Origin of the sequence: Geomonas paludis, assembly GCF_014193585.1 — a bacterium.
GTDB classification, from domain to species: Bacteria; Desulfobacterota; Desulfuromonadia; order Geobacterales; family Geobacteraceae; genus Geomonas; species Geomonas paludis.
In genome coordinates this window covers 1,145,886-1,160,739 of the sequence record NZ_BLXY01000001.1, presented here as the reverse complement: position 1 = coordinate 1,160,739, position 14,854 = coordinate 1,145,886, and the positions used below count along the sequence as shown (strand labels likewise).

General features: G+C 64.7%; 13 protein-coding genes. 9 read left to right on the top strand and 4 right to left on the bottom strand.

Translation table 11 applies throughout. The annotated features are described in order from the left end of the window. Window positions 1-20 precede the first annotated feature (20 nt). A complete protein-coding gene (locus H7687_RS04780) occupies window positions 21-581 on the top strand; it encodes a menaquinol oxidoreductase (RefSeq protein WP_183345636.1) in 561 nt (186 codons plus the stop codon). 9 nt (window positions 582-590) lie between these two features. On the opposite strand, the gene H7687_RS04775 is transcribed toward H7687_RS04780, so the two are convergent. The 3 genes from H7687_RS04775 to H7687_RS04765 form a co-directional block, all read right to left on the bottom strand. Further along, complete coding sequence (locus H7687_RS04775; protein ID WP_183345634.1) at window positions 591-827, bottom strand: hypothetical protein; 237 nt, start codon at window positions 825-827, stop codon at window positions 591-593. Window positions 828-1,150: 323 nt separating this feature from the next. Beyond that, window positions 1,151-3,619 (bottom strand): molybdopterin-dependent oxidoreductase, encoded by a 2,469-nt coding sequence (locus H7687_RS04770; protein ID WP_183345632.1) that lies wholly within the window; start codon window positions 3,617-3,619, stop codon window positions 1,151-1,153. Window positions 3,620-3,673: 54 nt separating this feature from the next. Continuing rightward, window positions 3,674-5,686, bottom strand: coding sequence for an FAD-dependent oxidoreductase (locus H7687_RS04765; protein ID WP_183345630.1), 2,013 nt, complete (start codon window positions 5,684-5,686; stop codon window positions 3,674-3,676). A gap of 331 nt (window positions 5,687-6,017) precedes the next feature. Here H7687_RS04765 and H7687_RS04760 point away from each other — a divergent pair, with 331 nt between their 5' ends. Beyond that, the gene (locus H7687_RS04760) at window positions 6,018-7,688 is read left to right on the top strand and encodes a flagellar assembly protein A (RefSeq protein ID WP_246404583.1); all 1,671 of its coding nucleotides are present in this window, start codon (window positions 6,018-6,020) and stop codon (window positions 7,686-7,688) included. Between the two features lie 16 nt (window positions 7,689-7,704). Continuing rightward, entirely contained in the window at window positions 7,705-8,319 is a 615-nt protein-coding gene (gene coaE, locus H7687_RS04755) for a dephospho-CoA kinase (RefSeq protein ID WP_183345628.1), read from the top strand. 110 nt (window positions 8,320-8,429) lie between these two features. Here the strand turns inward: coaE and H7687_RS04750 are convergent, their stop codons facing one another. Beyond that, entirely contained in the window at window positions 8,430-9,212 is a 783-nt protein-coding gene (locus H7687_RS04750; RefSeq protein ID WP_183345626.1) for an IclR family transcriptional regulator, read from the bottom strand. Window positions 9,213-9,540: 328 nt separating this feature from the next. Here H7687_RS04750 and H7687_RS04745 point away from each other — a divergent pair, with 328 nt between their 5' ends. The 6 genes from H7687_RS04745 (at window position 9,541) to H7687_RS04720 (ending at window position 14,725) form a co-directional block, all read left to right on the top strand. After that, entirely contained in the window at window positions 9,541-11,166 is a 1,626-nt protein-coding gene (locus H7687_RS04745) for a sensor histidine kinase (protein ID WP_183345624.1), read from the top strand. A gap of 184 nt (window positions 11,167-11,350) precedes the next feature. Further along, window positions 11,351-11,557 (top strand): sulfur carrier protein ThiS, encoded by a 207-nt coding sequence (thiS, locus tag H7687_RS04740; protein ID WP_183345622.1) that lies wholly within the window; start codon window positions 11,351-11,353, stop codon window positions 11,555-11,557. Between the two features lie 104 nt (window positions 11,558-11,661). After that, window positions 11,662-12,444: a thiazole synthase gene (locus tag H7687_RS04735; RefSeq protein ID WP_183345620.1), complete on the top strand. Its 783-nt coding sequence runs from the start codon at window positions 11,662-11,664 to the stop codon at window positions 12,442-12,444. Beyond that, window positions 12,441-13,103, top strand: a complete 663-nt coding sequence (gene thiE, locus H7687_RS04730; protein ID WP_183345618.1) for a thiamine phosphate synthase — start codon at window positions 12,441-12,443, stop codon at window positions 13,101-13,103. Before H7687_RS04735 ends, thiE begins: the two co-directional genes overlap by 4 nt. Beyond that, on the top strand, window positions 13,104-14,057 hold the full coding sequence (mnmL, locus tag H7687_RS04725; RefSeq protein ID WP_183345616.1) for a tRNA modification radical SAM protein MnmL/YtqA: 954 nt from the start codon (window positions 13,104-13,106) through the stop codon (window positions 14,055-14,057). A gap of 11 nt (window positions 14,058-14,068) precedes the next feature. Continuing rightward, entirely contained in the window at window positions 14,069-14,725 is a 657-nt protein-coding gene (locus tag H7687_RS04720) for a fumarylacetoacetate hydrolase family protein (RefSeq protein WP_183345614.1), read from the top strand. The last annotated feature ends 129 nt before the right edge of the window (window positions 14,726-14,854 follow it).

Sequence of the window (14,854 nt, the reverse complement as noted above, 5' to 3'; positions counted from 1 at the left end):
TGAAAGTCAGCGAGCGATCAATGGAGCAGGCGGAAAACAACAAGGCGGGGACCGTGGGGGAGCTGGCGCGCGATGCGCAGGGACAGTTGCGCCAGGGACTTCTGGATGAGATTGGGCGGCTGAGACGGTTCTCCAACCGGGGGCTGTGGGCGCTGTCCCTGTTTCTGCTTCTGAGCACGGCGGCCTGGCGCGACTTCTGGTTTCTGCCCCGCCCCCAGGAGGTGGTGGCGACGCTGGGAGCCGCGCCCAAGCCGCTCATGATCAGCCTGGTGCTGGTGCTCTATACCTTCTCCGCCATCATACTGAGCCTGTCCCGCATGATGGCCGGCATACGCCATCCAAGCAGCTTCTGCCACGTCGGCTACCTGGCCGGCTTCTACCTCTTCTACTATTTCGCCGAAGCGCTCCAGGACAACTACTGGGCGGTCTTCGGCGCCGGTTTCACCATCCTGTGCCTGGAAAGCTACCGGATCTGGACCTTCTGCAACGACCAGATCGGCAAGCGCAGCGAACAGCTCGCCTTCCTGGAACGAAACGGCAGGATGCCCCCCGAGGAAGAAGAAGACTCCCTCTACGACTGACCTCCCCCCTCAGTTCTCCGCCGCAGCCACCTTTTCGTAGCCGCTGCAGGGCTGCCCGGTCTTCATGCGCGGCACGTCGAGCACGGTGTAGATGGTGCAGCGTCCCTTCTCGTGCAACTTGCAGTCGTCGAAGCTGCAGACCACGTAGGCACGGTCATTGGGGCCGGTGAGCATCTGCTCCAGTTTTTCGGCGATCTTGTCGTTCTTTCCCGCCAGCGCCGCTATCTGCGCAAGTTTTTCGTCCATGGCATCTCCCGTTGAGAAGTAGCTGGTATTGGACCGCCGCTGAGCCAGAAGACTAGCACCATCCGCCTTCCGCCGCCATAAAAAAAGCTGATTACGCAACGTTCTTCCCGCCAAGATGCCCATCCCCCTCTCCCTCCGGGAGAGGGCTGGGGTGAGGGCGCTGCACTATGCGATGATCCCGCTTCGCGGTAACTCCCTCACCCGCCCTTCGGCCACCCTCTCCCGGAGAGAGAGGTAACTAGCGGAAAATTCCTGTTAATCAGGTAAAAAAAGGCCCCGTACCATCGCACGGGGCCTTTTCATCAATCACGCCTCGCGGCGGCTTATGCTTTTTCGACCTTCACTTCCACCAGGTTGCAGTTCCCCTTGAGGAGCGCGTTGGCGTTCAGGTCGCGGAAGTGCGAAGGGGCGAAGAGGAGCCCCGGCTGCAGCTTGTCGCTGATCCTGGCGGCTGCGGTAAGGGCGCCGGTGCCGGAGGAAAGCTTGACGTTGGCGCCGTCGGCGATGCCGAGTGCCGACGCGTCAACGGGGTGCAGTTCCACGAAACCGGCCGGCGCCACGTCGAGGTTGGCGTCGGAACGGGTGGTCGAGGTGCCGTTGTGGAACCCGATGGGGCCGACCAGGAGCTGGAACTTCGGCTGCGCCGGTGCCGCGGGCTTGGCGATCGGGGCCAGCGGGGCGTCGCTTCTCACCGCGCTGCCACCCTTGATGACGCCGTTGCGGGAGCCGTCGAAAGGCTGGTAGGTCTTGGCCGACTCTTTGATCTCGGCCATGACGCCCGCCGGGGTGATCCTCTGGGCGCTGCCGGTCAGCCTGCCGTAGAGATCGGCCAGGATGGCCCAGTCTTCCTTGGCCTGTCCCGGTGCGTCCACGGCCTTGAAGATGGCCTGCACCCGGTTGTCCAGCGAGGTGAAGGAGCCGCTCTTCTCGGCTGCGGCGCCTGCCGGAAGCACGACGTGGGCGTACTCGAGGGAATCACCCTGGAAGACGTCCTGGACCACCAGCAGTTCCAGCTTGGCCAGCGCCTTGCGGATGCGCTGGTTGTCCGGCAGGCCGGACAGGTCGCAACCCAGGAGGTAGAGCGCCTTGATGCTCCCCTGCTCGATCCCCTCGACGATGCCCCAGATGTCCTTGCCGTCGGCGCCCGGGGCGACCCCCATGTCCAGCATGCCCACGGTGTTGTTCTTGGCGTCGATCGGGAAGATGCCCCCTCCCTGCTCGGTGGCCGAGCCGGTGAGGACGGCGAGGTCGGCCAGTGCCGCGATCTTGGTGGAGGCGTCGGCGCTCCTGATCAGGTCGGCGCCGAAGACGATGGCGACGCGGGTCATGCCGGTCATCTGCCGCACCGCGTTTTCCACCGCGGCCACGGTGACCCCGGCCTGCTGGCAGAGTTCGTCCATGGAGAGCTGCGCGAGCCCGTCCTTGATGCTCTCGGCGCCTGCCGGAAGGGCAACACCCGCCTCGACGAGCCCCTTCATCAGGGCGTAGATGACCTGGAGCTCGGCGCCGGGGAGGTGCTTCAGGTGCGCGTTGGAGAACTTCCTCAGTTTCACGTCGCGCATGTTCACCAGCACCAGGCGGGCGTCCTTCTTGGAGGCGGCCTTGATGACGCGGTACTCGGCGCCGGTCGCCTCGGCGTTCAGGTCACAGCCAAAGACCAGGATCGCCTGCGCCTCGTCGAGGGCGTCGAGCTGCTTGCTGGCCCCGGTGAAGCCGAAGCGGCGCTGCATCTGGGCCTGCGCCTGGGCGAAGCCGAGACCCGCCTCGGAATCGAGGTTGGAACTGCCCAGCTCGCTGAAGAGCTTGCGGAACAGGAAGCTCTCCTCGTTGGTGAGCCTCGGGGAGCCCAGGCCGGCCACGGCCTTGCCGCCGTCACGCGCCACGATTTCCTTGAGCTTCGCCGCGGTCGCGGTCAGGGCGGTGTTCCAGTCGGTCTTGGCGAGGGCACCGGAGTCGCCGCGCAGAAGCGGATCGGCAAGGCGCTCGGAGGAGTGCAGGTAGCGGTAGCCGAAGCGGCCGTTGATGCAGAGGTTGCCGTTGTTGTAGCTGTCGTCCTCGCTGGTGACCCGCTCCACGCGGCCGTCCTTGGCATGGTAGTCGATCTGGCAGCCGGCGCCGCAGAAGGCGCAGACGCTGGGGATGCGGTTGAAGGTCCAGGGGCGCCCCTTGAACTTGAAGGGCTTGGTGATCAGCGCGCCGGTCGGGCAGGCCGCGACGCAGTTGCCGCAGAACTCGCAGTTGAGCGGCTTGCCGTCCACGGTGTCGATGATGGCGTCTTCACCCTTGTTGACCACCATGATGGCGTCGCAGCCGACCACCTCGTGGTCCACCTTGACGCATTTCTCGCAGAGGATGCAGCGGTTGGGGTCGCTTTCGATGAGCGGCCAGTCGTAGCGGATCGCCTTGCGCTCGAGGATCGCCGAGTAGTCCTGCTTGGTCGCGTTCAGCGCGTAGCAGGAATCCTGCAGGTCGCACTCGCCGCCGGCGTCGCAGACCGGGCAGTCCAGCGGGTGGTTCACCAGCATGAGCTCCATGATCTTGCGGCGGGCTTCCCTGAGAGCCGGGGTGTCCGTGGTTACCTCGATCCCCTCCTTGACCGGCGTGTTGCAGGCGGTCATGGTACGCTCCACACCCGCGACCTCTACCGCGCAGACGCGGCAGGCGCCGGTGGGGGAGACCTTCTTGAGCCAGCACAGCGTCGGGATCGTGATCCCTACCGTGGCTGCGGCCTCCAGTATGGTGGTACCTTTCTCGACCTGCACGCTTTTGCCATCAATGGTTAAGCTGACCATATAAAAACCTCAGTATTCGGTGTAATTGAATTCAATAGGTCCGGGTGCTGCTGGTTAGACGGCCACCATGGCGACCCGATAGCAGCGCAGGCACCTTTCGGCCTCCCGCACCGCCTGGCTGTTGGCGTAGCCTAGTTCCACCTCGCAGTAGTTCTTGAAGCTCGCCCTCTCCTTGCCGTGCACCTCCTTCTGGTGCTCGCGCGAGGCGCTGTCCAGCCACTGCACGTCCTCGTTTTTGTCGTAGACGCCGAAGTAGGTGAGGATGTCCTCCATGCGCTCGTCGTCGGTGAGTTCGACCCCCTTCCCTTCCAGGTAGCGCTGGATCACCTTGGCGGCGCGGTGGCCGTTGCCCACGCAGGCGACGACGGTGAGCGGGCCGATCTCGGCGTCGCCGGAGGCGAAGACCCCGTCGCAGTCGGTGATCAGGTTCCTGGAGAGCATGTTGCCCATGCCGTCTTTCAGGTCCTTGCCGTCGTGCCCCTTGAGCGGCACGTACTTGGTGACGATGGTGCTCCACTTGGTGGTATCGATCCCCGCGTCGGCCGGGATGAAGGAGAGGTCGGCGTCCTGGCCGATGGCCGGGATGATGGTGTCGCACTCGATGATGAACTCGGAGCCCGGCACCGGTTCCGGACGGCGGCGCCCGGAGGCGTCCGGCTCGCCCAGGGCCATCCTGATCAGCTCGACCCCGGTGACCTCGTTGTTCTCGTTGGCGATGACCTTGGTCGGGAGCACCTGGAACTCGAAGCGTACCCCTTCCTCGTCCGCCCCGTCGACCTCCCAGACGTCGGCAGGCATCTCGTTACGGGAGCGGCGGTAGACCAGCACGCTCTCCTCGGCGCCCTCGCGCAGCGCCACCCTGACGCAGTCGATGGCGGTGTTGCCGCCGCCGACCACGAAGACCTTCTTGCCCATGCCGGTGGGAAGGCCCAGGTAGACGTTCCTCAGGAAGTCGATACCACCGGTCAGGAAGCCCTTGTACCCCTTGTCCTCGCCCTCGACGCCCATCGGCTTGGACCGGTGTGCGCCCGGCGCGAGCAGCACGGCGTCGAACTTCTGCCTCAGCTCGTCCAGGGTGATGTCCTTGCCTACCCGGGTGTTGTAGATGATCTCGACGCCCAGTCCCTGGATGATGTCGATGTCGCGCTGCAACAGGTGACGCGGCTGACGGTAGGGGGGGATACCCACGGCGACCATGCCGCCGCCCAGGGGAAGCGCCTCGTAGATGGTGACCGGGTACCCTTCCAGGGCCATGTAGTAGGCAGCGGCGAGACCTGCCGGTCCGGCGCCCACCACGGCGACCTTCTTGGACTGCTTCGCCTTGGGGGCCATGGGCGGCAGATGGCCGTGCTGCCATTCGTAGTCGGAGGCGCTGCGCTTGAGCACCATGATGTTGATCGGCTCGTCCACGTTCTTCCTGCGGCAGGCGGTTTCACACGGGTGCGGACAGACGCGGCCGCAGACCGAGGGAAGCGGCATCGACTCGCGGATGGTCTCCAGCGAATCGCCGAAGCGGTAGTCCTTCACCGACTCGATGTAGGCGGGGATATCGATGTGGGCCGGGCACTTGTCCATGCAGGGGGCCGTGTACTTCTCGATGTAGCGGAATTCCGAGGAGAGGCTCTTGGCGCCGCGGATGTAGTTCACGAAGGCATCGCGGAAGTGGGTCACCGCGTCGATGACCGGCACCGCGGAGCTCGGGCAGAGGGTGCACTTGCAGTGCGACAGCACGCTGCCGACGTCGAGGATGGTGTCCAGGTCCTCTTCCTTGCCGCGCCCCTCCATGATCCCGGAGAGGGCGTCCATGATGACGCGGGTCCCTTTCTTGCCCGGGGTGCACTTGCCGCAGACGTACTTGGTCTGCACCCGCTTCATGTACTCGGCGACCATGGCGGGGATATCGACATCCTTGTTGTACAAAATGATGCCATCCCAGCCGATGAAAGCCGAAAGCGGCCGCTCCCCGTCGTAGGTGGCGGGCAGTTTGAAGGAGACATCCTTCTTCTCGCCCCCCTTGCGGTTGTCAACTATGTTTCTGCCCCAGCTGGAAAAAACTACCTCTGCCACTTAGGCCTCCGAAATAGCTGTAAAATTGGCCGCATTATCGGCTAAATATTTACATTTATTAAGTAAATTGTCCGGTGCACATTGTATACAGTATCCAGTTTTTACCACATCACTCGGCTCTAATCAAGCGAAAAATCATACGGATTATCGCTGTGGTAGGGCGTATACGACAAGCACCGACCGCGGCGCCGGGCGCCCTTTCGCATAGCTGCAATTAATGGTTGTTTTTGTGCGCGATAGGCCCTAACATCGCCCCCAGCACGGCGCGATGCGCCCCCTTAAAGAATTCAACTTTTTGCTGGAGACGCCGATACTTAATCTGGAAGCGCCCATGAAGACCCTGTGGACGTCACCGGAGGAGGTCATGGAGACCGACATTCTCAACGGCACCGGACTGAAACTGCAACTGAGCCCGGACCAGAAGTATCTGCAGGCCCAGTACATCCCTGTCACCCAGCGGCGCGCCCTGGATGCCGGGCAGCTGCGCGAGGCCATCGCGGCGTCCGGGTACGGGGAGCTGTTCATCTCCCAGGACGCCCTGGAGCAACTGCTGCAGCGCTGCGCGGTCTCCCCGGTCGGCTTCACGCTGCAGATCGGCGAGCGGCGCGACGCCACCCTCGCCCTGCAACTCTCCGACGACATGATGAGCGCCGCCATCACCATCCAGCCCGCCTGCGGCGGGCGCCGCATCACCGTGGAAGAGGTGGAGCAGGCGCTCTCCCGCGAGGGGGTGGTGTGCGGCATCCTTTACGACGAGATCAAGGCCGCCGTCGAGGCGGGCGAGGCCAGCAAGCTGGTGATCGCCCAGGGGACCCCGCCCATCCCGGGGGAGGACAGCCAGTTCATCAGCCTGGTCCCCGAGATGGCGACCCAGATGCCGCAACTCTCCGACGACGACACCGCCGACTACAGAAACCTGGGCGACATCGTCAGCGTGAGCCTCGGCGACCCGCTCCTGCGGCGCACCCATCCCACCACCGGGGTCCCGGGAGTAAACCTGCTCGGGGTGGAACTGCCCACCACCGACGGGGTCGACCTCCCCTTCGCGGACAACCTGACCGGCATCGCCTGCGACCTCAAAGACCCCGACCTGCTGGTCGCCGCCATCTCCGGCTACCCGGTGATCGTGCCGCGCGGGGTCAACGTCGACCCGGTCTTCAGGCTGAAGCGGGTCGACCTCTCCACCGGCAACCTCCGCTTCAAGGGATCGCTGGAGATCTCCGGCGACGTGAGCGAAGGGATGGAGGTCACCGCCACCGAGGACATCACGGTGGGCGGGGTGGTGGAGGCCGCCCGGGTCAAGGCGGGAGGCAACATCGTCATCCAGGGTGGCGTCATCGGTCACGGTCATGCCACCCAGCCGGGCAAGATGGTGAGCCGCCAGGAAATGGCCCAGCTGGAGGCGGGAGGGACCGTGACCGTCCAGTTCGCCGAAAATGCCGCCATCAGCGCTTGCGGCGACATCGTCATCCGCGAACTGGCCATGCAAAGCGAACTCACCTCCGGCGGCAGCATCCTGGTCGGCGAAAAAGGGGGGCGCAAGGGGCACATCATCGGCGGGATCTGCCGCGCCGCCTCCCTGGTGCACGCGGTGGTGATCGGCTCCCACGCCGGGGTCCCCACCGTGATCGAGGTGGGCGTCGACCCGGCCCTGAACCGGAAACTGGAGATGGTGCAGGAAAACCTGGCCGAGAAGCAGCGCCAGCTGGACGAGCTCACCAAGACCCTCGCCTACGTCAAGGAGAACCCCGGCAGCATGGACGCGGGGCTCTTGAACCTGAAGCAGCGCATCTACACCAAGTGCCAGGGAGAACTGGCCGAGCTGACCGGCGAGAAGAAGCGGCTGCAAAAGAGGATGGAGATCAACGCCCAGGCCCGGGTTGAGGTGGAGCGCGACGCCTTCCTCGGCGCGCAGATCAGGATCGGCTCCAGCACTCTCCTGGTCGAGGAAGACCTTACCAGCCCGACCTTCACCCTGGGCGAGCAGGGAATAGCATATTGAAAGGAACGACGACGGCATGCGCATCATAGGACTCACCGGCGGGATCGCATCGGGCAAGACCAGCGCGGCACACCTGTTCGAAGAGCTGGGAGCGGCGGTGATCGACGCCGACCAGCTGGCGCGGGAGGTGGTGCAGCCGGGGGAGGAGGCCCTGGCGCAGATCGTGGCCAGCTTCGGGGAGAAGGTGCTCAACCCCGACGGCACCCTGAACCGCGCCGCACTGGGCGAGATCGTGTTCGCCGACCCGGCGGCCCGGCGCACCCTTGAGGGGATCACCCACCCCGCCATCAAGAAGCGCGCCGAGGAGAAGCTGGAACGGCTCCGGCAGGCGGGGACCGGCACCGCCTTCTACGTGGCGCCGCTGCTCTTCGAGGCCGGCATCACGTCGCGGGTGCACGAGGTCTGGGTGGTGTACCTGGACCGGGAGACCCAGATCGAGCGCCTGATGGCGCGCGACGGGCTCACCCGGGAGGCGGCGCTGTCCCGCATCGCCTCGCAGATGCCGATGGAAGAAAAGAGGAAGCTGGGCCAGATCGTCATCGACAACCGCGGCAGCAGGGAGGAACTGGAGGCGCAGGTGCGCAGGCTGTGGCGCGATGAGATAGCGGACCGGGCACCCGGGCGGGGGTGAGCAGCGGGCGGCGGTCCGGGGAAAGAAGGAAGCGCAAATGAAGAAGGCCCCGCAGGAAACGGGGCCTTCTTTTTATCTCAATCTTAATCTTAGTCTTAGTCTTAATCTGTCTACTTGTGGTAGCCCAGCTTGTGCGAGATCTCCTCGCCGGAGCGGATCACCAGCGGGATCAGCTCCTTCTCCAGGCGCTCGTCGGTGAAGCGCATCGAGGGGCCGGAGATGCTCACCGCGCCGATGATGCGGCGGGTGTAGTCGCGGATGGGGGCGCCCACACACTTCACGCCGACATCCATCTCCTCGTCGTCGATGGCGTAACCCTGCTCGGCGATCACCTTGAGGTGCTTCTTGAGTTCCTCGCGGTCGGTGACGGTCTTCGGGGTGTAGCGCTTCATCTCCTTGGTGGGGAGGTAGTTCTCCAGTTCCTCATCGGTCATGTAGGCGATCTGGACCTTGCCGGCTGCGGTGCAGTAGGCGGGGAGGCGGGCGCCGACGCGGGGCACGACCCTGACGGTCAGGTCGGTCTCCACGACGTCCAGGTAGACGATGTGGAACTCTTTCAGGATGGCGACGTAGGTGGTCTCGTTGCACTCCTTGACCAGCGCCTCGAGCACCGGGCGCGACTGGCGCAACAGACCCATCTGCTTGATGAAGGTCTGACCCAGTTCCAGGGTCTTGAGCCCCAGCCGGTAGTTTTCCGTTACCTTGTTCTGCTCTATGTAGTTCCGCGATTCCAGGGTAGCCAGGAGGCGGAAAACGTTGTTCTTGTGAAGCTTCAGCCTCTTGCTCAGCTCGGTCACGCCCAGTTCGTCCACCTCGTCGTGGAACTGTTCCAGGAGGTCGAGTGCGTGGGAGACGGCCTGAATGATGTACTCAGATTTCTCTTTTTTCGCCATTGGCTGCACCTATGAATATCAGGAAAAATTTCAAACAATATTAACTAGGCCATTTGACAAGCCGTGTCAAGAAAATTAATCGCTTGATAAACGCTTTTAATGTGTTTAAACTCGCCGTACCGCCCACCCCCATGAACCCGCCCCGCAAGGGGAGCGGTAAAACAGCTTCTACGGGTAAAGTCGGCAGGATGCGGCTCCAGATAGTGTCATACACGAAAAATATAGAATTATGTTCTAGAAATGTCAAGCAACAAGACGCTTCGCAGCAATGCGATCTTGACGGTCTGGCGCCCGGGCATCGGCGCCGGCAAATCGGCGGAGAGCGACCGTGCGCCTCAACCTGATTTCCAAGCTTGCCCTGGCCACCGGGCTGGTGCTTTTGTGCACCATGGCCCTGTTCGCCTACCTGAACCTGAGAAGCCTGAAGGGGCTCTTGCTGCAGGAGGCCATCTCCGAAGCGGACCGCATCACCGAGACCATCATCCGCACCACCCACAACCAGATGCTGCGGGACGACCGTCCCCTGTTCTACAAGACCATCGAGGAGATCGGCAACCAGCAGGGGGTGGAGCGGATCCGGCTCATCAACAAGACCGGGCGCATCATCTTCTCCACCGACGACTCCGAGACCGGCACCGTGCTCGGCAAGCACTCCGAGGTCTGCGCCGTCTGCCACGGCGGGCCGGAACTGCTCCTCACCGCCTCCTCCAAGAACCGCAGCCGCCGCTTCTACGGCAAATCCGGCGCCGAGTTCCTCGGCATCACCAACGCCATCTACAACGAGGAGAGCTGCTACACGGCGAGCTGCCATTTCCACCCGGAGAATTTCAAGGTGCTGGGCGTGCTCGACGTCGTGGTGCCGCTGGACCGGATGCACTCCCTCCTGGACGCCTACCGCAGCCGCATGCTGCTCCTCACCCTGCTCCTGATCACCCTCACCTCGCTCAGCCTCACCTATTTCACCCAGAAGCTGGTGAACCGCCCGGTGCGGGAGCTCCTGGAGCACACCCAGATGCTTGCGCGCGGGGAGTTGGACGGCCTGGTGCACAGCTTCGCCCACGATGAGCTCGGGGAGCTGGCCGACTCGTTCAACACCATGACCGTGAACCTGAAGAAGGCGCGCCAGGAACTCGAGGGGTGGGGGCGCGACCTGGAGCTCATGGTGCAGCAAAGGACCCAGGAGATCACCCGGATGCAGGCGCAGCTGATCCGCTCCGAGAAACTGGCCTCGCTGGGGGAACTGGTGGCCGGCATCGCCCACGAGATCAACAACCCCCTGACCGGGATCCTCGTGTTCGCCTCCCTGATCCAGAGCAACCCCAAGCTCGACCCGGTCCTCAAAAACGACATCGAGACGGTGCTTAGGGAAACCAAGCGCTGCGCCGGCATCGTCAAGGGGCTCCTGGAGTTCGCCCGCTGCGCGCCGCCGCAGAAAAGCCCCTGTTCGCTCAACGAGATCTCCGACGCGGCGCTCGAGCTGGTCCGGCACCAGACCCTGTTCCAGGACGTCACCATCGCCCGCAACTACTCCGGCCGCATCCCGCAGCTTTTGCTGGACCCGAACCAGATCGAGCAGGTGCTGGTGAACATGCTGGTCAACGCCGGCCATGCCCTGCGCGGCGAGGGGATGGTCATGGTGGTGACCGGCATCGACCCGGCCCAGCGGATGGCATTCATCAAGATCAGCGACAACGGCTGCGGCATCCCCGAGGCCAACCTGGACCGGATCTTCGACCCCTTCTTCACCACCAAGTCCAACAAGGGGACCGGCCTCGGGCTCTCCGTCTCCTACGGCATCATCCAGGAGCACGGCGGGCACATCGAGGTGCAAAGCCAGGAGGGGTCGGGCACCACCTTCACCATCCTGTTCCCCATTCCCGAAGCGGACGCCACCGCCCCCTCCCCCGCCGACCCGGCGCCGGCCGAACTCCCGGCCGGACCGGCAAGCGGGTAAAGCCGTATACAAACCCGCCATTTTCCCTCTGCCCCGCCCCTCCCGGCGCCCCGTACGGAGCTTAACTGCGCGGAAGAAAACGATTGACAGCAGGGGGCCGTATTGTTAGTTTACGGTCGGGTCACGCCCGGCTCGCGCCGCGGCCGGCCCGGCCAGCCCAACGTCACGCAGTACCGGAGCCGCAGTGAACATCACCACCAACGGCGAAGCCGTATCGATCGATCCCCTTACCGTTCAGCAGTACCTGGTCTCCCTCGGCATCGACCCGCGCCGCGTCGCGGTCGAGCTGAACATGGACATCCTCCCCAAGGCGCAGTACGAGACCACCCTGCTCAAGGAAGGGGACGCCCTGGAGATCGTCCATTTCGTGGGAGGCGGCGCCCGCGGCTAGCTGCCCGCGCCGCCCCGCCCGCCCGTCTCCGGCACACCCTGGTCCCGCGGCAGCGGGGCCCTATGCCGACCATCTGACAAGACGCTACCGATTGGAGAACAGTGATGCCTTTGACAAATGACAAGCTCGTCATCGCAGGACGCGAATTCGACTCCCGCCTCATGGTGGGGACCGGCAAATACGCCGACTTCCACCAGATGGTGCGCGCCATCGAGGTTTCCGGCGCCCAGATCATCACCGTCGCGGTGAGAAGGGTGAACATCTCGGACCGGAGCAAGGAATCGCTCCTGGACCACATCGACCTGAAGAAATACACCCTGCTCCCCAACACCGCAGGGTGCTACACCGCCGACGACGCCATCCGCACCTGCCGGCTGGCGCGCGAGGCCGGGCTCTCCGACTTCGTCAAGCTCGAGGTGCTCGGGGACGAGAAGACGCTCTTCCCCAACAACGAGGAGCTCTTGAAGGCGGCCAAGGTGCTGATCGCGGAAGGGTTCACCGTGCTCCCCTACACCAGCGACGATCCCATCATCTGCAAGAAGCTCGAGGACATGGGGTGCGCCGCGGTGATGCCGCTGGGGGCGCCCATCGGCTCGGGCCTGGGCATCCGCAACCCGTACAACATCCAGATCATCCTGGAGACGGTCAAGGTCCCCGTGATCGTCGACGCAGGCGTGGGCACCGCCTCCGACGCTGCCATCGCCATGGAGCTTGGCTGCGACGGCGTCCTCATGAACACCGCCATCGCCAGCGCCCAGGACCCGGTCGCCATGGCCGAGGCGATGAACCTCGCCGTCCGCGCCGGCAGGCTCGCCTACCGCGCCGGGCGCATCCCGAGGAAGCTCTACGCCACCGCATCCTCTCCGCTGGCGGGGCTGATCGCGTGAAAGGACTCGATTCCCCCTGGATTGACTTCAACCTCTACCTGATCACCGGGCGCGGCGAGACCCTCGGGCGCAACCTGGAGTTCGTGGTGGAAGAGGCGCTCAGGGGAGGCGTGCGCGCCGTGCAGCTGAGGGACAAGGGGGCGGCCAGCACCAAGGAGCTCTACGAGACCGCCCAGGAACTGCGCCGCCTCACCTCCCGCTACGGCGCCAAGCTCCTCATCAACGACCGTGTCGACGTGGCCCTCGCGGTCGACGCCGACGGCGTGCACATCGGCAGCTCCAGCCTGCCGCTGTACAAGGTGAGGAGACTCCTGGGCGAGCGCAAGCTGATCGGCGTCTCCTGCCACAACCAGATCCAGGCCGTCACCGCCCAGGAGATGGGGGCCGATTTCATCACCTTCGGGCCGGTCTACTACACCCCCAGCAAGGCCGAGTACGGGGGGCCGGTGGGGATCGAGAAACTGAACCAGGTGGCGCAGCAGCTGCAGATCCCGGTGTTCGCCCTGGGGGGGGTAAACCTGGAGAACTGCGCCGAGGCAGTCGCGGGAGAGGCGAGCGGCATCGCCCTCATCTCCGCCATCCTCTCCGCCCCCGATCCGCGCGACGCGGCCAAGCGGCTCCTGGCCATGCTTCCCCCGGTCGAGGAGCACCACGTCTAAATGACCGTCGGCGAACCGATCCATAGCCAACTGCGCATCAACTCCTACGGCTCGTATCTCAGGCGCCGCTTCGGCTGCCGCGTCAGCAAGGTCAACGTGGACGGCGGCTTCACCTGCCCCAACCGCGACGGCAGCCGCGGCACCGGCGGCTGCATCTACTGCGACAACAGCTCCTTCTCCCCCAAGGAGACCCAGGCGCTGATCCCGGTCGAGGAGCAGATGGCCGCCGGCATGGCCTACCACCGCGAGCGCCTTGCCAGCGACAAGTTCATCGTCTACTTCCAGAAGTACACCAACACCTACGGCCCGGTGGAGAAGCTCGCCGACCTGTACCGGCGCGCGCTGGCCCACCCCGACGTACTGGGCATCTCGGTGGGGACCCGCCCCGATTCGCTGAGCCCCGCCGCCATCGACCTCCTGACCGACCTGGCCCGCGAGCACTACGTCTGCGTCGAGCTCGGCCTGCAGTCCATGGACGACGCCATCCTCACCCGGATCAACCGCGGCCACACCCTGGCCGAGTACCTGGACGCGGTGGAGCGACTCTCGGGCCGCGGCCTGGAGATCTGCACCCACCTGATCTACGGCTTCCCCGGCGAGACCAGGAACGGCTTCTTGAAGACGGCGCGTCTCATAGCCTCGCTCCCGGTCAACTCGGTGAAACTGCACCAGCTGCACGCGGTCGAGAACACGCGCCTGGCCAACATGTACCGGGACGGGAGCTGGCAGCCGATCGGCATCGACGAGTACGTGGCGACCGCCTGCGACTTCCTGGAGGAGCTCCCGGCGCGGGTCACCGTGCAGCGGCTGTACGGGTCGGCCCCCCTGGCCATCCGGGTCGCCCCCAATTGGAACCTGAAGAACAACCAGATGTGGTACGCCGTGATCAACGAGCTGAGAAGGCGCGGCAGCTGGCAGGGATGCCGGCTCGCCAGCGAGGTCAGGGCGGCCTGAACAGGAGAACCATGAAGACGGCACAACTGACCGGAAGCGCGGAGCCGGTACGGATCGGCAAGATCCTCTGCATCGGGCGCAACTACGCGGACCACATCAAGGAGCTGGGCAACGAGACCCCGGAGCGCCCGGTGATCTTCACCAAGCCCGCCACCAGCGTGATCGGCGCGGGGGAGGAGATCGTCATCCCCGCCTATTCCAGCGACTGCCACCACGAGGCGGAACTGGCGCTGTTGATCGGCAGGGAGGGGCGCAACATCCCCGCCGCCGATGCCCTCTCCTACCTGGCGGGATACGCCGTCGCCATCGACCTGACCTTGAGGGACGTGCAGGCGGAGCTGAAGAAGAAGGGGCTCCCCTGGGACATCGCCAAGGGGTTCGACACCGCCTGCCCCCTCTCCCCGTTCGTGCCGGCCGCGCAGGTGGCGGACCCGCACCAGCTGCGCATCACGCTCACCGTGAACGGCGAGAAACGCCAAGACGGCGGCACGGATCTCATGATCCACCGCATCCCCGAGCTGTTGAGCTACCTCTCCTCCATCTTCACGCTGGAGCCGGGCGACCTGGTGCTGACCGGAACGCCGGCGGGGGTGGGCCCCATCAGGAGCGGCGACCGCGTGGTTGCCGAGATCGCCGGGGTGGGGAGCATCGCCGTATCGGTGCGGTAGGGAGAGTTTCACCAACACAGGAGGTTTGCATATGAACAACGAGAAAAGCTGCCCGGAGTGCCAGGGGCTCATGGTCCTGATGCCGGGTTGAGGTGGCCTCTTCTGGCGGTGCCAGAAGTGTGGCAAGAA